Genomic DNA, 18925 nt, shown 5'->3' on the forward strand with positions numbered 1-18925 from the left:
AATTCACAGACTTCATGTGATAAACGTAACAATTTTGAGAAAATAATGAATCTGTTAAGGAGTTTCGAAATCTTTCTTTTCAATTCCTTTTTTTATGTTTTATATGAGAAACCTAGGTTTCTTATTTATGCTGCGGTATAATAATGTGGAAAAAGTACGAAAAGAGGTAGTTTCATGCTCGAAGTCATTGCAACTTGTTTAGAAGATGTGAAGCAAATTGAAAAAGCTGGTGGAAATCGAATTGAGTTAATTTCAGCATATACAGAAGGTGGATTAACGCCAAGTTATGCTTTTATAAAAAAAGCGGTGAAAGTAGCAAACATACCTATCCATGTTATGATTCGTCCCCATGCTAAGTCATTTATATATACAACAGAAGAAATCGAAATGATGAAAGAAGATATTTTAATTGCACAAGAACTTGGTGCAGCAGGTGTTGTTTTAGGTGTATTAAATGAGCAGAATCAAGTTGATGAAAAAAAATTAGCTAATTTATTATCTGTTGTAGATGGGATTAATATCACATTTCATCGTGCGATAGATGAAGTGGATGATCTTATTGGTGCAGTTAAAATATTACGTAATTTTGAAAAGATAACTCATATTTTAACTTCTGGTGGTCAAGGGACGATAGAGGAAAATATACCTGTACTTCATGAAATGCAAAGAGTAAGTAAAGGGGATATCCAGCTCATTGTTGGAAGTGGTGTGACAAAAGAAAATATAAAGCGACTATTGAACGAAACAGGAATTTCAGAAGCACATGTTGGTACTGCAGTCCGAGAAGGTAAATCTTGTTTTGCTGAAGTAGATCAAAAATCTGTACAAGATCTAGTGGTATTAACAAAATCATTATAATACTAGAGAAGAGGGAAAAAGATGGAGAAAAGCAAGAAAAAAGAAATCGTTTCATGGGTTAAAACAATAGGGATTACACTAGGAATCGCTTTAATTGTACGTGGTATTTTATTTACTCCTTCACTCGTACAAGGTGAGTCTATGATGCCTACTTTAGAAAATAACGAGCGTGTACTTGTAAATAAAATTGGTTTTAATGTACAAGGATTAAATCGTTTTGATATTATTGTTTTTCATGGAAAAGAAGGATATGATTTAGTGAAGCGAGTAATTGGCTTACCAGGAGATACGATTGAATATAAAAACGACGTATTGTACGTGAATGGAAAAGCGGTTGATGAACCATATTTAGCAGATTATAAGGACGAGGTATCGAAAGGGAATTTAACTCCTGATTTTACATTAGAACAAAAAACTGGGAAAACAAAAGTTCCAGAAGGTCAAGTGTTTGTGTTAGGAGATAATCGTCAAGTTTCAAAAGATAGTCGCATGTTTGGTTTTGTTTCTGAAGATCAAATTGTCGGAAAAGGTGAAGCGGTATTTTGGCCGTTGCAACAAGTGAGAGCATTGCATTAAAGAGAGAGTTTACGTATACGCGTTAAAAAAGCATTGAATTTTACTTTCAATGCTTTTTTTATTTGAGAAAAATATTGTTTAAATAGAAAGAATATTTTATAATTTTAAATTATATATTTGTTTCAAAAAACGGAATTGTTGTTCCGAATTACGGAACTTAGGGGAGCTAAGATGAGTGTAAATAAAACGGCAGTAAAGACGATGGATATTTTAGAACTATTTTATGGACATGAAGAGCTAACGTTAACGGAAATGGTTCATCAGACGGGAATGCCTAAAACATCTGTATACCGTTTAATTGGTTCACTTGAAGAAATGGGCTTTTTACAAAAGACAACAAGGGGAACATATAGGCTTGGATTAGTATTTTTAAGGTTCGGTCAACTCGTTTCGAAGCGATTGTCAGTACGAAATATTGCAAAGCCATATATGAAAAAGCTTAGAGACTCTCTTGGTCAAGCTGTCAATTTAATTATTCAAGATGCGAATGAGGCAATTTATATTGAAAAAATGGATGGAGATCAACCAGTAAGAGTATACACAGAGATAGGACGGCGAGCTCCTTTATATGCCGGAGCATGTCCGCGTATTTTACTTTCGTATTTTTCGGAAGACGATCAAATGCAGTATATAGAAAAAGTGCAATTACAACGATTTGCAGATGGAACGATAGTGGATAAAGAAGAGTTGCAAAGCCTATTATGTAAGGCTAAAAGAGAAGGATATACGATAAGTTATTCGGAACTTGAGAATCATACAGCTGCAATTGCAGCCCCTATTTTTGCAAGTGATGGTAGTGTAATAGCTGGTATTAGTATTTCGGGATTAGAAATAGAGTATAATGAATCGACAATTCCAAACTTTATTACAAAAGTAAAAGAAACAGCGCATCAAATTTCGAAAGAACTTGGCTGGATAGGTGAAAAGGAAGGTATATGATGAAATTTTCAGCACTAGGGGATCAAGCAGTTGTTGTTACGTTTGGAGAAAAAATTGATTTGGATATATATGAAAGTGTGCAAAATTTACATCGACTATTAAAGGGAAATCCATTTCTTGGAATGGTTGAGTGTGTACCTTCTTTTACTTCTTTAACGGTTTACTATGATGTATATAAGTTATGGAGGGAAAATGAAAGAAAGGTAGTACCGTATGAGTTTGTATGTGAATACATGAATCGATTGTTTAGTCATAATCAAAATAAAACACAAAAACAATATGATTGTATTTCAATTCCAGTTTGTTATGGCGGGAAATATGGACCTGATTTAGAAGAAGTTGCGGCGTATCATGGGTTATGTGCAAATGAGGTGATTCGTCTTCATAGTGAAGTGACTTATTTTGTTTATATGTTAGGATTTACACCAGGCTTTCCGTATTTGGGTGGTATGCCCAAAGAGCTAGAAACACCTAGAAAACAAACACCACGTCTACAAATAACACCTGGTTCAGTTGGAATTGGTGGAAGTCAAACTGGAATATATCCATTAGAAACACCAGGCGGCTGGAATATTATTGGCCGAACACCGATTGCGTTGTTTCAGCCAAATGAAGAAAAGCCTACATATGTGCAGAGCGGAATGTATTTACGTTTTATCCCAATAACAGAGGAAGAGTACCTGGTTATGGAGGGAGCTAGGAAATGAATGTTGAGGTTTTACATGCTGGGATGTTTACAACTGTTCAAGATTTAGGAAGGTATCACTATCAACAATATGGTGTGCCTGTTGGCGGTGCTATGGATCAGACAGCATTAAGAATGATAAATATGTTAGTTGGAAATGAAGAGGATGAAGCTGGATTAGAAATTACAATGATGGGACCAAAGCTTCTTATAAAGAAAACGACATTGCTAGCAATTGGTGGTGCGAATATGGAGCCTCTGTTAAACGGAGAACCCATTCCATTGTGGCGACCAGTTTTAGCGAAAGAAGGTAGCATGCTTTGCTTCGGGAAGACGCAGTTTGGGTGTAGGACATATGTGACATTTGCAGGTGGAATTGATGTTGCAAGTAGTATGGGAAGCAAAAGTACATATGTAAAAGCAGCTATAGGTGGACTAGAAGGACGAGCGCTTAAAAAGGGCGACCTTTTTCAAATTGGTACACCATCAAAATTTGCTACTTGTATGATAAAGAAATTGATGGATGAAGACAGAATAGAAACACGTTGGGGTATATGTAATCCTGTTCTACCCAAATATAGTCGCAGCCCAATCATTCGTGTTATTCCAGGTTTTGAATGGGATCAATTTAAGAGTGAGAGTTTAGAGTCGTTTTTTACAAAGGAATATAAAGTTTCCAATTATGCTGACCGTATGGGCTATCGATTTGAAGGTGAAAAATTAAAAAGAATAGAACAATCTGAGATTCTATCAAGTGCAGTTACATTTGGAACAATTCAAGTGCCATCTGGTGGTCATCCAATCATCTTAATGGCAGATAGACAAACGACAGGTGGATATCCGTTAATTGGTAATGTCATATCAGTTGATTTACCTATTCTTGCGCAATTGAAACCAGGTGATTATGTCACGTTTGCAAAGACTTCTATAACAGAAGCGACGGAGCTTTACATCGAGCAAGAACAAAATATGAATCTATTAAAGAAGTTCATCGCTTTACAAGCGTAAAGCAGGAGGAGAGATAGCGTATGGTTACCGTTGACTTAAATTGTGATTTAGGAGAAGGCTTTGGTGCATATAAGATAGGAAACGATGATAAAATTCTTCCGTTTGTTTCATCAGTAAATATTGCATGCGGTTTTCATGCTGGTGATCCAACTGTCATGCGTCAAACTGTTGAAAAAGCGTTGTACCACAATGTGGAAATAGGAGCACATCCAGGGTTTCCGGACTTAATTGGATTTGGTAGAAGAATGATGTATATTTCACCAGAAGAGGTCTATGATTATGCTTTATATCAAATAGGGGCATTAGATGGATTTATAAGAGCGGCAGGAGGAAGAATGCACCATGTAAAACCGCACGGTGCACTTTATAATATGGGAGCCACTGATCAAGAGATTGCGGATGCAATTGCAAAAGCAATTTATCATATAAATCCAGATTTATTTCTGTATGGATTAACGAAAAGTAAATTTATACAAGCAGCTGAAAAATATGAACTGAAACTCGTGCAGGAAGCATTTGCCGATCGTACGTATCAATTAGATGGAACATTAACAAGCCGAACAGAAGAAAATGCACTCATAAAAAATGAAGATATAGCAATTGAACAAGTGTTGCAGATGGTTAAGGAAAGAAATGTAAAAGCAGTTGGTGGAAAGATTATCAATATCGATGCACAAACAATTTGCATACACGGTGATGGTGAGCATGCAGTTCAATTTGCAGAAAGAATATACAGAACATTTAGATTAAATGATATTTCTATTTGTGCACCAAAGTAGAATAAGGAGGAGATACATAGATGTTGAAACTAATTGGAATATTGCTTGTAGCTGTTGGATTTTTATTTCGCCTTAATACGTTATTGGTTGTAATGGTTGCAGGAATTGTTACTGGTATGGTTGCGGGGATGAGTTTTTATGATGTCATAAGTATGTTTGGAAAGTTTTTTATAGAAAACCGATATATGTCTATGCCAATATTATTAACTTTGCCTGTAATTGGAATTTTAGAACGATATGGACTGAAGGAACGTGCAGAAGCATTGATATCAAAATCTAAGGGAGCAACGACTGGTAGAGTATTAATGTCATATTTTACAATTCGTGAGGCTTCGGCAGCGGTAGGACTAAATATTGGGGGACATGCTCAAACAGTAAGGCCTCTTGTTGCACCGATGGCAGAAGGTGCAGCTCATGGACGTTATGGAAAACTACCAGAAAAATTAAAAGAAAAGATTAAAGCGAATGCAGCGGCAGCTGAAAATACGGCATGGTTTTTTGGTGAAGATATTTTTATTGCAACAGGAGCGATTCTATTAATGAAAGGATTCTTTGATTCTGTAGGAATGCATGTTGGTGTGTGGGATATGGCGCTTTGGGGAATTCCTACGGCAATCTCAGCTTTTATTGTAAGTTGGATTCGTTTTAAACAATTCGATAAGTATATTGAAAAAACGATGAAAAAAGAAGAAAGCCAACAAAAGGAGGCGATATAGGATGAATATTATTACACTTGATACAATCTATTATTTATTAGGTATTATTGTTGCCTTTGTCGCGATTCGTGTCGCTTTTGATTGCCAACATCCAAATCGCTTTGGTTCTAGTTTATTTTGGGCATTATTTTCTATTACATTTTTATTTGGAAATATGATTCCATCATTTTATATCGGTTGTATTGTATTAGCAATGGTCATTTTAGCATCATTGAATAAAGTAACGAAGTCCAATGAAAAAGAAGCACCTACTGAAGAACGAGTGAAACATGCAGAAAAACTGAGAAATAAAATTTTTATGCCCGCTATTTTAATTCCTATTTTTACGATTATTGGTACTTTAACTTTAGGAAAGCTAAAGTTTGGAAATGTATTTCTTGTTGATCCTGAGAAAGTCACATTAATTGCATTAGCTCTTGGGGCATTGCTTGCTTTTGTAGCAGCGATGGGAATCACAAAAGCAAAAATAACAGCGCCTGTACAAGAGGGAAGCAGATTATTACAAGCTGTCGGCTGGGCAGTTATTTTACCACAAATGTTAGCTGCGCTTGGCGGTATTTTTGCAAAGTCTGGTGTGGGTCAAGTTGTCTCAGATTTAGTAGGACAAGTATTGCCAACAGAGTATCCATTCGTTGCTGTTATGGCATATTGTTTAGGTATGATGTTGTTTACAGTTGTAATGGGGAATGCCTTTGCCGCATTTGCTGTTATTACAGGAGGAATTGGTTTACCGCTTATCGTTCAAATGCATGGTGGTAATCCAGCGATCATGGCCGCACTTGGAATGTTTGCAGGGTACTGCGGTACATTGATAACACCAATGGCTGCAAATTTTAATATTGTACCAGCGATGCTATTAGAATTAAAAGATAAAAATGCGGTAATTAAAGCCCAAGCACCAATTGCTATTACCATTTTTGTTATTAATATGTTCATCATGTATGGGCTCGTATATCGATTTTAGTAAGGAGTGGGAATGATGAAGACAGTATTGTTAACAGGATTCGAACCTTTTGGTGGAGAGGAGATTAATCCTGCCTGGGAAGTTGTAAAGCAGCTTGATGGACAAAGCTTTGGAGATTACAAGATTGTTAGTAAACAAGTTCCAACTGTGTTTTATAAATCATTACAAGCGTTAAAGTCTTATATGGAAGAAATAGAACCGGAGCTTGTTATATGTATCGGGCAAGCAGGAGGACGTCCAGATATTACAGTGGAACGAGTTGCAATAAATGTAGACGATGCAAGAATCACTGACAATGAAGGAAACCAACCGGTTGATGTATCTATTGTAGAAGGGGGGCCCGTTGCGTATTGGTCTACACTTCCTATAAAAGCTACTGTAAAAAAACTTCGGGAAGAAGGAATACCTGCTTCTGTTTCTCAAACTGCAGGTACATTTGTTTGTAATCATCTCTTTTATGGACTTATGGACATTTTAGCAAAAAGTGAAAACGGGGCTCGTGGTGGTTTTATACATATTCCGTTTTTGCCAGAGCAAGCAAGTAAGCATCCTGGACAACCGAGTATGTCGCTTTCAACTATTACAACTGGAATTGAATTATTGGTACGGGTCGCATTAGAGGTAGAAATGGATATTATAGAATGTGGCGGGACCACACACTAAACAAAAGTACAACACCTGCTATGGACAAATGTTATAATAAAGGAAGGATTATACATAGAGGTGAGAGCAATGCAGCAATATGAAGAAGTTCGTTCTGTTATAGAAAAAGCAAATAAGATAACGGTATTAACAGGTGCTGGTGCAAGTACAGAAAGTGGCATTCCTGATTTTCGCTCAGCCAATGGTTTATATGCAGATGCTAAAGTTGAAATGTACTTATCTAGAGGATATTATAACCGTAATCCAAAAGAATTTTGGAAGCATTACAAAGAAATATTTCAAATTAATACATTCCATCAATACAAACCAAACCGTGGGCATCAATTTTTAGCAAGTATAGAAGAGCAAGGAAAAGATATTGTGGTGTTAACACAAAACATTGATGGTCTGCACCAATTAGGAGGAAGTAAGCATGTGATAGATTTGCATGGTACACTCCAAACGGCTCATTGTCCAAAATGCAAAACGAAATATGATTTGCAATATATGATAGACCATGAGGTACCACGATGTGAAACATGTAATTTTATTTTAAATCCAGATGTCGTTTTATATGGTGATACATTACCACAATATCAAAATGCAATACAGCGTTTATATGAAACGGATGTATTACTTGTTATGGGAACCTCATTAAAAGTGCAGCCGGTTGCATCGTTCCCGCAAATTGCAAAAAGAGAAGTAGGGACAACGACTATTTTAGTGAATGAAGAGTTAACGGGTCAAGAGTATTATTTTGATTATATCTTTCAGCAAAAAATCGGGCAGTTTGTGGATCGATTTTAAATGATGTAGGAAAACCGAGATAAGAGGTATTTATCTCGGTTTTTTGGAGTTTAAATTTTCTTAATTTTCTTTAAAAACACTATAAATTATATTATCTATGTGCTTTAATATTATTAATAGAGGAGATTTTTATATCCGGATGAGAAAGTATGGTTTAATTTTTGTTATTTATAAGATAAAGATACTTTAGACCATAGAAAGAGGAGAGCATAATGAAAAAGAAAGAACAGAAAAAGAAAGAACAGAAAAAGAAACGGAAAAAGAAAACCCATATTCCTTTCCGATTAAATGTGTTGTTTTTCTTTGTATTTCTTATGTTTTCAACTGTTATTGTTCAATTAGGTAAGGTTCAAATTATTGATGGTGAGACTTATAAAAATGAGGTGGAAAAAAAGGGAGATTTAACGGTTAGTACTCCCGTTCCACGTGGGAAAATTTTTGATCGAGAAGGCCACTCGATTGTTGATAATAAACCATTACGGACAATTACATATACAAAAATGAAAGGTGTTAATTCAGAAGAGATTTTAAATACGGCAAGACAACTTGCGAAGATGATTGAAATGCCGCAGGAGGCTATAAATAAGTTAACCGAGGTAGATAAGAAAGATTTTTGGATGCAATTACATAAGAAACGTGCAGCAGAAAAGGTTACAAAGGAGGATGAAAATAAATTAAGAGCAAAAAAAATAGAGGGAAAAGAATTAGATAAAAAGGTGGAAGAAATTAGACGTGAGCGAATTACAGCGGAAGAGTTAAATGAACTTACCCCACAAGATATAGAAGTATTAGCTATTAAAAGTAAAATGAATGCAGGATATAATATGACTCCTAAAATAATAAAAAAAGATGTAAAACCAGAAGAATATGCAGTAATTAGTGAAAATTTAGCAAATCTTCCAGGTGTGGATACGACCGTAGATTGGGAACGTGAGTATCCATATGATAAAATACTTCGTTCAGTACTTGGAAACGTTTCAAGTGCTGATGAAGGACTACCGAAAGAGCAATTAGATTATTATTTAGTTCGTGATTATAACCGCAATGATCGGGTTGGAAAGAGTTATATTGAAAGGCAATACGAAGACGCCCTACATGGTATGAAAGCGCAATCGAAAAATATTACAGATAAAGAAGGGAAAATACTTCGTACTGAACAAATTACGAAAGGGAGAAGTGGCAATAATTTAATGCTAACAATTGATATGGAATTGCAAAAGAAAGTTGAGGAAAGCATTGAAAAAAACTTAATGGCGTTCAAAGCTGTAGAACCAATGTTGGATCGTGCCTTTGTGGTAATGATGAATCCTAAAAATGGACAACTTTTGTCAATTTCAGGAAAAAAACTAGTAAATAAAGATGGAAATATTCAAGTAGAGGATTATGCCCTTGGTACAATGACAAGTTCATATGAATTAGGTTCAACAGTCAAGGGAGCTACGCTACTAACAGGTTATCAAACGGGTGCGATCAAACCATTTACTCATTTTTACGATGCACCGATGACATTTAAAGGGACAACAAAAGCAAAGAAATCATGGAAAGATTTTGGTGATATTGATGATGTCAGAGCTTTACAAGTATCTTCTAACGTATATATGTTTAACACAGCTTTAAAGATTGCGGGGATTGATTACGTACCGAATAGTCCGTTAAATGTGAAACAAGAAGTTTTTAATAAAATGCGTTATCATTTTGGGCAATTTGGTTTAGGCGTTCCAACGGGGATTGATCTACCCAATGAGACTGCGGGACAACGTGGAAGAAAAGATAATACACCAGGATTCTTACTTGATTATTCAATCGGTCAATATGATACGTATACACCGCTTCAGCTTGCGCAATATATTTCGACGATTGCGAATGGTGGTTATCGTATGAAACCACAAATTGTACAAGAAATTAGAGAGCAACCGAATAAAGCTGAGGATATAGGTAAGGTAGTTCAATCAATGGAACCGGTCATCTTAAATCGTGTAGACATGGACATATCCTATATTAATCAAGTGAAAGAAGGATTTAAGAAAGTGTTTCAAGAAGGCGATGGAACCGGTGTAGCACACTTTCAAAATCTACCGTATAAGCCTGCTGGAAAAACAGGAACAGCAGAAACAGTGTATGGTGGTGATAGTAATATAGGTAAGGATGAAAATGGAGATAGAAAAAAGTGTTATAATTTAACCTTAGCTGGTTACGCACCTTATGACTCTGATCCAGAAGTGGCATTTTCTGTTGTTGTACCATGGGTAAACGATGATAAATCAGGGATTAATTCTAAAATTGGAAGAGAAATTTTAGACGCATATTTTGATTTGAAAGTGAAAAGAGTGGGTGGAAATCCAGTGCCTATGGAACAGCCGAATAAACAGCAATAAAAGATTTTTACATTTACATAGAATAACAGGACAGTGAGGCATTTTAGGGGATGAAGGAAAGTCATGGAGCAGATTACTAGAAAAGAGTGGGACAAACTTATTTTGCTTGTATTCGTTATAATTGTTATGATTCAGTCTTTTACATTGTGTAAAGTAGAATTTGTGTATTATCCTTTTTCTAAAGCTAAGATCTTAGAATAACAATTCATCCGAAAAAGAGTCCTAAAAGGTAATGGAGCATACCTGTTAGGACTCTTTTATTATGATATTCTTATCGTTTTAATAAAAAAACGGTGTTGTTTCACATCAAAATACCCTTTTTGTAGGATAAGTTGATGTATTTTGTACAATTCATTTACATATGTTTCAGTTTCAAAATCAGGCACTTGCCAAGGAATTGCTTGTAAATAATAGACGAGAGCACTGATATCATAAAACCTTTGAACGGGAAACTCTTCTTTATATGTTAAAACTTTAAAACCATGTTGCTCGAGTTCACTTAGAGCAGTTTCTAAATTCCAATTTGTAAATTCAGAATTGAGTGGTGCTCCTAGTGCTTCATTGATTTCCGCACAATCTAAGCCACCTACTTGCTGCGTAAGAAAGATGCCATTTGGAGAAAGGATCCTTTTTACTTCGGAAACAGAGTAGGATTCGTGTTGATTTAAAATCAAATCGAATTGTCCATCATCAAATGGTAAAGTCTCATCATTGGTTACTTCTACAACCTTTACACCTAAAGGTTCTAAATTCTTTTTTGCTAATGGGATATTTGGAGAATACCCTTCAGTCGCATAAATAGAAGGAGGGAATGGTCTTAACATGGATAAGAATTCTCCACCACCTGTTCCCATATCAAGCATAGAATTCGTGTTTTGAATAAGGGAAAAAGCCATGCTACCGTAGGACCAAGAAAGTAATTGACTCTTCATACGATCAGTTTCTGTAATAAAGGAAAAATCCCATCCAGTAAAGCTTGCGTTTGCATTTTCTAATAAGGTGAAAAATAATTTATCATTCTTCATGTTAAATCCTCCTGTTTACTATATTCAAAATAGGATGAATATAATAAACAGGAGGAGGACCTCTAATTACAATATACGGTTGTTACGTTTCATGTTCTAGTATTTTCATATGAAATCACTCCTGGCAAAAGTATGTTGTTTTACCTTCTAGATTTATGAGTATAATACCTTCTAAAAGTAAAAAATAAAATAGATGTAGCTGTACAGTGGTAATAAATAAGGTCCCATAAAAGGCCGTTTTCGGTACTTTTTAAGGAAACTAGATTGGATATATATGTTAGGATAGAGAAGAGATTGCGAAGAAATATACTTAAGCCAACACCAATAAAGGAATCCACGTTTTAGACTACCTAATTTGTGGATTCTTTTTATTTTAGCCTAAATATAATTCGAAAAATATTGTATTTTTATGTGTTTCTTACCGAATTATTTTTTTACATTGATGTTGGAACAATAATGGCGTATGACGCATAGTATAAAACATATACCGTATAACATACACCAAGAAAAGAGGTGGATGAATGAATACTTTATTGAATTCATTAACGACAGAGCTTAGGAGAGGAACTTTAACGTTAGCTGTTTTAAGTCAATTACAAAAGCCCCAGTACGGATATTCACTTGTTCAATTGTTGGAACAGTCAGGTATTAACATTGATCAAAGTACTTTATATCCATTGCTACGCCGCTTAGAAAAACAAGAGTTAGTAACAAGTAGTTGGGATACATCTGAGAGTAGACCGCGTAAGTACTATGTTCTAAGCGAATATGGTTTGGAGATTTTTTTACAGTTAAAAAGGGAATGGATGGACAATTCTAAAAAACTCTTAGAAGTGTTAAAAGGGGAGAAAGATGATGAATCTAATTGAGATTTATATACAAGAAGTGACTCGAAGACTGCCTGAAAAAAATCGTGAAGATATTGCTCTCGAGTTAAGATCAACCATTGAGGATATGTTACTTGATGATTACAGTGAAAAAAATATAAAAGGGGTCCTTGAAACATTAGGGAATCCCGCTATATTAGCTAGTAAATACCACGATCAACCAATGCATCTTATTGGTCCTCACTATTTTGAGACATATGTTACGTTATTAAAAATGATTTTACCGATTGCTGCTATTATTTCTCTAATCTCGATCATTCCCGAATATTTTATAGGGTATCATGGCGAAGAAGCAGTAATTAATGTGGGTTTTGATATTATTGGTTTTTGTATAGGGAGAATCGTTGAAGTAGGTATGCACGTCTTTTTCTGGCTGACACTTGTTTTCGCGCTTATTGAACGAGTAAATCATTCGAAAGGAAGTCACCCATTCACAACAAAGTTTACCAAATGGACAGCTGATGATTTAAAAAACACACCTTATATTCCTAAGAAAAAAGTCATCACGAAATTCGAAGTATTTGGAAGTTTATTATGGACTGCTATTTGGGCAACAGTTTATTTTTACGCAAATCATCTTGTAGGTATATATCGAAGTAGTACACACGGACTTGATTTTGCGGCTCCAGCTCTTAATCAGGATGTATTGCTTCAGTATTGGCCAATCGTTCTTGTTGTAATCGGTTTAGAAATAGTATTATCTATTTATAAATTAATTAAGGGACAATGGACAAAAGGAATAGCAATATTTAATACAGCTTTCCAGCTTATTGGAACCATTGTATTCATTGTGATAGTAACGAATCTAAATGTAATGAACCAAGATTTTATTACGTATACAGCTGATTTATTCACTATTACTACTAAACAACTTGAATCGCGGATAGTTGGCGGTGCAATTTTCTTCTTTATGTTATCTGCGGCAATCAGTGTATTTGATGGTATCCGCAAGGCTAAAATTCATTAATCAGAATTCGTCTATTACAATAATGGGGTTTAGTTTAACAAGCCATCCCTTAAAAAAGTCGGATTCTTAGCGTACAGGTGAACTGTACCCCATGCCCATCAACCTAATAGAGCGGGTTGCTCCAAAAACGATAAAAATGAACTTCGTTGCTAAAAAAGACACAAAATTTCGTTTTGGGGGCATTATAAAAGTTTAACCTAATGATTATGTAGCAGGTACCAATTATTAAAGAAAAAATGCAATAGGATTAATCACTACATCAATAAAGATAATTTAAATAAAAACACACCTTTCATTAATGACTAATGAAGGGTGTTTTGAATTAATATTATAGTTCATCTTCTGCCGCTTTTTTACTATTATATTTACTATATCCATACATGCATAGACCAAAAAAACGCTGCCTATACTGTTCCCAGTAAGGTCTCTCATGGTAATTGTTTCTCCAGATAAATGTGTTAATAAAGTATATAAAACAAAGAAAATAAAGCCTGAAAATATCGATTTTCGTATCAATGTTTTATTATTTGCAAAACGTAAGTATATTTTTTGATTCTCATTATTATAACTATATAAAGTGATGTCATTAAAAGAATAATGAAAGCTAAAATACCAAGCATAAAAATCCTAATTTTATCTATGAAATACAAATGTAAAATTGGGATTTATTTTTTTACTAAACCACCCGTTTGTTTAAGTACATTTCTTCACAATCTTGCTGGCAATTATGTTGTCTCATAACAAAAGCCACCAGTATGTCGGCATCCTTGTATTTAGTAACCCCTGTATTTTTCTATTCTACACAGTATGGTGAATCCAATAGAATTAAAGAACAGCTAAACCTTGCGATCCAAAGTAAGGAAAGTTAGTCCAGCCAGCAACCTGCAATCTTACTAGACTACCATCATCTTGGATATTAAATACTGACACTGTACCCTGATTTCCGTTAAGGGTGTAAAAATGCCGTCCATCTTTACTCACTCCAACATCCATCGGAAGACCTGGTGCTGTACCTGGCGGTGTACTGGTAATATCCCTTACCACCGACAGTGCTCCATTGTGATCGATTCGGTAGGTGGAGATGGTGCCGCTTAAGGTGTTGGTAGTGTAGGCAAAACGTTCATCCCTCGTTGTTACAACCCAACAAGCAGTTTTATATCCGTTTGGTACAGACCCGCTGATCACATGAATGATACCGTCGTTGCTCAATGAATAAGATGACAGCGCATTTGAAATTGCTTCTGTAACTAAGAGGATTCCAGACGATAGAAAATAAGCGCCCAATGGTCCTTGACCGTAAGAATCATTAACGATTGGTCCTGTAACCGTACCATTTTTATTTACATGGAATACACTGAGATGGTTTGATGTAAGCTCGGAGACAACGATTTTACTGCCATCCGGAGTGAAGAGAACCTGCGCCGGCTGAGCATTGAAGGTACTGAGAGAATGGGTGGATCCGGAAATAGGAGTAAGGCTTCCGTTATCATCTATGTGAAAACCAGTGATATTTGATGCGAAATTGTTTGCAGCATGACCTACATTGGAGACATAGAGAAGATTACCAAACACATCAACGCTATTGGGCTGAGCACCTCCTGATGGCTTTACATCCACAAGAACGGGTGCTCCGCTATCAGTTATGATAAAACTACTGATACTATGGCTGCCTGCATTAACTGCAAGTAGGAAACGTCCATCACGGGACAAAGTTAGAGCGCCTTGTGATGCTAAGGGGTCAATGCCATCGTTTGCTGTTGCAGTGGAAACTTCCTTTGTACCAGTACCTCTTCCATAAGTTGGGTAGGAACCAACAAAGGTAAGCATTCCATTCATATCCATGTAAAAGGCAATGATTTGATTCATTACTTCATTATTGGTCATCATGTACACCATACTCGTACGTGCACGAAGATAATTGTTCATTATTTGCATTTTATGACTATCCTCCTTTCATAATTTTATATGGTTCTTTTGCCTTTTAAATTCCCAAAATTCCCCGAATGGATGTAAATTCGTTTACAAACAGATGTGGACTATCATCCAATTATCCCACTAACCTGCCCTGTTAGTTTAAGTGGAAACCTTCACTCTTGCATCAATAGAGTAAACCCTATTGATGCAAGAGTGAAATCTTGAGAACAAAGGCTTCGTAATGTCTCATATAACTTGTCCCAAATATCTTAACGTTGTTAAAACAGTAGATTTATATCGAGGGATAGGCTTATCGTTGTAAATCCGCATTTTCCTGACTGTACCCCATAAAGAAAAGACACTCTAATGAGTGCCTGATCTTAACTAGCAACCGAATCCGCCACCTGAACAGCTGCATCCAATAATGATTAATAGAATGAACAGCACAATTAGTAAAGCGAATCCGCCACCAAAACCACCACAACTACCACCAAAGCTCATAATATTTCCTCCTTGAGTAAGAGGGGCCAACTGGGATGCACATGTGTTTTAACGGATACACATTACTTTATGTTTTTAAACAATATATGAGCAGGTCCTTTAAGAAATAAAGAAAGACACCCTTACGTGGTTCAGCCAAGATACGTGTATTATTCTTCAATTCTTTCTAGTAGCCAATCTTGGACTTCATCTGTCAAATCCATTCCCACGATGATCTTACCAAAGACTACACCTTTACCGATTAAATTTATATCTATGTCTATAGATGGTTTTAATGGATTCATTGTGTATGTAACTGTTTCGATATGGCGAACTGGGATACGAACAATCCCAACAATTCCAGATGTAAGTAAATATCCATCCTCTGTAATCTCAATTACGTTATTTTTCCATGTGAATTTGTTATCAGTTATTGCTTTTGGATTTTTCGCACCAAAAATACCCATGATTTCACTCCTAAATGGGGTAGCGTCAGGAAAATGTGGATTTACAAAGCTAAGCCCATTTTCAAGACGATTCCCCCATTTTTAACAACGTTAAGAAAGTTTCAATGGTCTTAAAGAATCTAACGAGACCACTTTCTCCGAATTAAAATGGTATTCTCCTAGTAAATTAATATGTTCCCAACCTAGAGGTGACATATGGTGCAATAAGTCTTTATTAAAACTATCGGAATTAATAAAATTTCATCAAGTAATATACTCCCCTGACGTTATCTGTCAGGGAAGTTATATTATAATAGGCTATATCAATAGTGATAGGAGTGTTATTGGATGCAAACAAAAAAGGTTTATCTTTATGTATTTAATACAATGTCAGACTGGGAATATGGGTATTTAATTGCTGAATTAAACTCGGGAAGATATTTCAAAAAAGATGTAGCACCTTTAAAAGTAGTTACAGTAGGAACGAATAAAGAAGGTATTACTACGATGGGAGGGCTGAGCATACAACCAGATATTTCCCTTGATGAATGTACTCTTGAGAGTAAAGACCTTTTAGTCTTACCTGGAGGGAATACTTGGAGAGAAGATATTCATCAACCTATCTTAAAAAAAATTGATGAAGCCTTAAAGATTGGCACTATTGTTGCTGCAATTTGTGGTGCAACTGAGGCCCTCGCGAATATGGGATACTTAGATTTTAGAAAGCACACAAGCAATGACTTAGAGTATATTAAAATGGTCTGTCCTAATTATAAAGGAGAAAAATTTTATGAGATGAGACCTGCGGTATCTGGTGAGAATTTGGTTACTGCATCAGGAGTAGCACCTCTGGAATTTACGATGGAAGTACTGAAAAAATTAGATGTATTTGCACTTGATACATTACATGCATGGTATAACTTAAATAAGACTCATAACCCTGAATACTTCTTCCAGTTAATGAATTCAATAAATAGATGAGCTAAAAAAATCAACTTAGCAGTTTTATATTAGTTCAAATAAAAACCATGCTTTAGACGATGTCAAAGCATGGTTTTTGTGTATAACTTAAAAATCTTTATAGAAGTAAAAAAATTACAAAGCACTCCTGAAGTTGTTATAAATAGAACTGGTAACTCAATCTCTTTTTAATATTGAAATTTCCTTAACGTTGTAAATCTGCATTTTCCTGACGATACCCCATTTAAGAAAACCCTATATCAGAGCCATTTAGTGACCTTAAAGATGTACATCCAAATGCTTCTTCAACAAAAAGAGTTTCTATCCATCCTAGAGCAAGAGATTGATGAATTAGCCATGCAGTTTGAAGAGTATGAGATTCTCCGTTCTATACCGGGAGTAGGATGTAAGATTGCGGCTACGCTCATCTCCGAAATCGGGGAGATCAAGCAGTTTAGTCACCCTAAAAAGCTAGTGGCCTATGCAGGAATTGACCCCAGGATCTATCAATCAGGTAAGTTTACAGCTACCATAAACTGCATCACGAAAAGAGGCTCTTCCAAGCTACGACAAGCTTTATATACAGCCGTTCAGTGTGGATTAACGAATAGTCGAAACACCAAACTCAGAGAGTTTTACAACAAAAAAAGAAGTGAGGGAAAACCTCACAAAGTAGCGATAATAGCTTGCGCCAACAAGCTATTACATTGGATTTATGCCATTCTCAAGCATAAAGAGAATTTCATAGTATAAAAAATAACTAATAATTACATTAATTAAAAAAACTTCAAATTGTTGTTTTGAAGTCTCTTTGTCATGCCTTTTTTTATTGTACCATTACTTATGAATCAATATTAAGCCAAAAGTATTGACTTATATTAGCTGGTATAATTGAATTAATGAATATTAACTACATGTTTAAATGACTACACTTTAACAACATTCACTTTCCAGCTATTTTGCAGTTTTCGAATAAAGATGATTTGACCAATGTGATATGCGTTATGAGTAGATACATTTCCAAGTATCTCCCACCACTTCGCATGTGCAGGGAAGCCATTTACTGCACTCTCAACTTTTTCTTCCGTTAATAAATCTTGCCATTGTAACAACACCTCTAAAAGTTCTTCTTTTAAGTCACTAAAACTTTTATTTTCGGGAATTATAAAACTTTTATTATTATCACCTATGGAAGGTACAGCATTAACATGAGATTTTTGGTACCTAGTTTGCCATGTTTCATTCCAATAAAGTAGGTGCTGCACAATTTCAGCAATACTATTACAATTTTCGTTAGGCTTCCAAAACGCTTCTTCCTCTGACAAATTTTCGACCGAGTCAGAAAATGGAAGGTACCAGCTAGGATCATTAGCATTAGCTAATAATTGATCGGATAAGACGTCTTTTGCATGAAACATGCTCTCCACACTCCTAATAATTTTTTTCTGATTTATTCAAGTTAAAAACCAAAGTAGTGGTAAAACTCAGGCCTCAAATGTAATAAATCGACTACCTAGTTCTATTAATTCTCTTATATTAAGTTAATCCCTTCATTATTTTTTCATAAGGGGGTCCTACCATATCGCTATCAAGCTAAGGTTTTAATATACCCTCTAAATGAACATTTTCTTTTTCTACAGGTTGTTACTTTGAGAAGTCAGCTCATTTTTTCGTTTTGAGGGCGTTTATTTTTCTTAAGCTGATGAATATGGAGTACACCCCTAGGTTAAAATAAATTTCCACTTAGAAACAAGTGATTTTAACAACGTTAGGAGTGTTTCATGCAGCACAATGTCATTTGTGTTGTATCGCAAGAAGAAAAATTACATTAGAAAAGAGCCGGAATTCACCCTGTTAAGAGTAAACCAAATCTTTAATATTTAAAGGACGAAAAAAA

Annotated in this window: 19 protein-coding genes and 1 pseudogene; 15 read left to right on the forward strand and 5 right to left on the reverse strand. The window is 35.3% G+C overall.

What is annotated here, in order from left to right:
* Positions 1-174: 174 nt before the first annotated feature.
* The 11 genes from C564_RS0121790 to C564_RS0121840 all read left to right on the forward strand — a co-directional run bounded on the left by C564_RS0121790 (position 175) and on the right by C564_RS0121840 (position 10349).
* Positions 175-858 (forward strand): copper homeostasis protein CutC, encoded by a 684-nt coding sequence (locus tag C564_RS0121790; RefSeq protein WP_003198497.1) that lies wholly within the window; start codon positions 175-177, stop codon positions 856-858.
* 21 nt (positions 859-879) lie between these two features.
* Positions 880-1434 carry a signal peptidase I gene (gene lepB, locus C564_RS0121795; protein WP_018766827.1) on the forward strand — a complete coding sequence of 185 codons (555 nt, stop codon included), beginning with the start codon at positions 880-882 and terminating at the stop codon, positions 1432-1434.
* A 171-nt stretch (positions 1435-1605) separates the two neighbouring features.
* Entirely contained in the window at positions 1606-2373 is a 768-nt protein-coding gene (locus tag C564_RS0121800; protein WP_003198501.1) for an IclR family transcriptional regulator, read from the forward strand.
* Positions 2373-3080 (forward strand): 5-oxoprolinase subunit PxpB, encoded by a 708-nt coding sequence (gene pxpB, locus C564_RS0121805; protein WP_003198503.1) that lies wholly within the window; start codon positions 2373-2375, stop codon positions 3078-3080. The genes C564_RS0121800 and pxpB overlap by 1 nt, the downstream gene beginning before the upstream one ends.
* Positions 3077-4066, forward strand: coding sequence for a biotin-dependent carboxyltransferase family protein (locus C564_RS0121810; protein WP_018766828.1), 990 nt, complete (start codon positions 3077-3079; stop codon positions 4064-4066). The genes pxpB and C564_RS0121810 overlap by 4 nt, the downstream gene beginning before the upstream one ends.
* Before the next feature lie 20 nt (positions 4067-4086).
* On the forward strand, positions 4087-4845 hold the full coding sequence (gene pxpA, locus C564_RS0121815; RefSeq protein ID WP_018766829.1) for a 5-oxoprolinase subunit PxpA: 759 nt from the start codon (positions 4087-4089) through the stop codon (positions 4843-4845).
* A 20-nt stretch (positions 4846-4865) separates the two neighbouring features.
* Positions 4866-5561 (forward strand): DUF969 domain-containing protein, encoded by a 696-nt coding sequence (locus tag C564_RS0121820; RefSeq protein WP_003198508.1) that lies wholly within the window; start codon positions 4866-4868, stop codon positions 5559-5561.
* A 1-nt stretch (position 5562) separates the two neighbouring features.
* Positions 5563-6525: a DUF979 domain-containing protein gene (locus tag C564_RS0121825; RefSeq protein WP_018766830.1), complete on the forward strand. Its 963-nt coding sequence runs from the start codon at positions 5563-5565 to the stop codon at positions 6523-6525.
* A gap of 15 nt (positions 6526-6540) precedes the next feature.
* Positions 6541-7188, forward strand: a complete 648-nt coding sequence (gene pcp / locus C564_RS0121830; RefSeq protein ID WP_018766831.1) for a pyroglutamyl-peptidase I — start codon at positions 6541-6543, stop codon at positions 7186-7188.
* Positions 7189-7257: 69 nt separating this feature from the next.
* Positions 7258-7974, forward strand: a complete 717-nt coding sequence (locus tag C564_RS0121835; RefSeq protein WP_018766832.1) for an NAD-dependent protein deacylase — start codon at positions 7258-7260, stop codon at positions 7972-7974.
* 212 nt (positions 7975-8186) lie between these two features.
* Entirely contained in the window at positions 8187-10349 is a 2163-nt protein-coding gene (locus C564_RS0121840) for a peptidoglycan D,D-transpeptidase FtsI family protein (protein ID WP_018766833.1), read from the forward strand.
* Positions 10350-10609: 260 nt separating this feature from the next.
* Here the strand turns inward: C564_RS0121840 and C564_RS0121850 are convergent, their stop codons facing one another.
* The gene (locus tag C564_RS0121850) at positions 10610-11374 is read right to left on the reverse strand and encodes a class I SAM-dependent methyltransferase (RefSeq protein WP_018766834.1); all 765 of its coding nucleotides are present in this window, start codon (positions 11372-11374) and stop codon (positions 10610-10612) included.
* A gap of 521 nt (positions 11375-11895) precedes the next feature.
* Between C564_RS0121850 and C564_RS0121855 the strand changes: the two genes are divergently transcribed.
* Complete coding sequence (locus C564_RS0121855; RefSeq protein WP_003198521.1) at positions 11896-12243, forward strand: PadR family transcriptional regulator; 348 nt, start codon at positions 11896-11898, stop codon at positions 12241-12243.
* Positions 12230-13228, forward strand: coding sequence for an HAAS signaling domain-containing protein (locus C564_RS0121860; RefSeq protein WP_018766835.1), 999 nt, complete (start codon positions 12230-12232; stop codon positions 13226-13228). The genes C564_RS0121855 and C564_RS0121860 overlap by 14 nt, the downstream gene beginning before the upstream one ends.
* 825 nt (positions 13229-14053) lie before the next feature.
* Here C564_RS0121860 and C564_RS0121880 read toward each other — a convergent pair.
* From C564_RS0121880 to C564_RS0121890, 3 genes are all read right to left on the reverse strand, one after another.
* Complete coding sequence (locus tag C564_RS0121880) at positions 14054-15163, reverse strand: lactonase family protein (RefSeq protein WP_018766838.1); 1110 nt, start codon at positions 15161-15163, stop codon at positions 14054-14056.
* 363 nt (positions 15164-15526) lie between these two features.
* Entirely contained in the window at positions 15527-15643 is a 117-nt protein-coding gene (locus tag C564_RS35215) for a YjcZ family sporulation protein (protein WP_003209912.1), read from the reverse strand.
* Between the two features lie 149 nt (positions 15644-15792).
* Positions 15793-16089: a hypothetical protein gene (locus C564_RS0121890; protein ID WP_018766839.1), complete on the reverse strand. Its 297-nt coding sequence runs from the start codon at positions 16087-16089 to the stop codon at positions 15793-15795.
* A 327-nt stretch (positions 16090-16416) separates the two neighbouring features.
* On the opposite strand from C564_RS0121890, the gene C564_RS0121895 reads away from it, so the two are divergent.
* On the forward strand, positions 16417-17049 hold the full coding sequence (locus C564_RS0121895; RefSeq protein ID WP_018766840.1) for a type 1 glutamine amidotransferase family protein: 633 nt from the start codon (positions 16417-16419) through the stop codon (positions 17047-17049).
* A gap of 219 nt (positions 17050-17268) precedes the next feature.
* A pseudogene (locus C564_RS0121900) lies at positions 17269-17781 on the forward strand (IS110 family transposase); the annotation flags it as partial.
* A 173-nt stretch (positions 17782-17954) separates the two neighbouring features.
* Here the strand turns inward: C564_RS0121900 and C564_RS0121905 are convergent.
* Entirely contained in the window at positions 17955-18446 is a 492-nt protein-coding gene (locus C564_RS0121905; RefSeq protein WP_018766842.1) for a DinB family protein, read from the reverse strand.
* Between the last annotated feature and the right edge of the window lie 479 nt (positions 18447-18925).

The sequence above is a fragment of the Bacillus sp. 105MF genome, assembly GCF_000374885.1.
Lineage (GTDB): Bacteria > Bacillota > Bacilli > Bacillales > Bacillaceae_G > Bacillus_A > Bacillus_A pseudomycoides.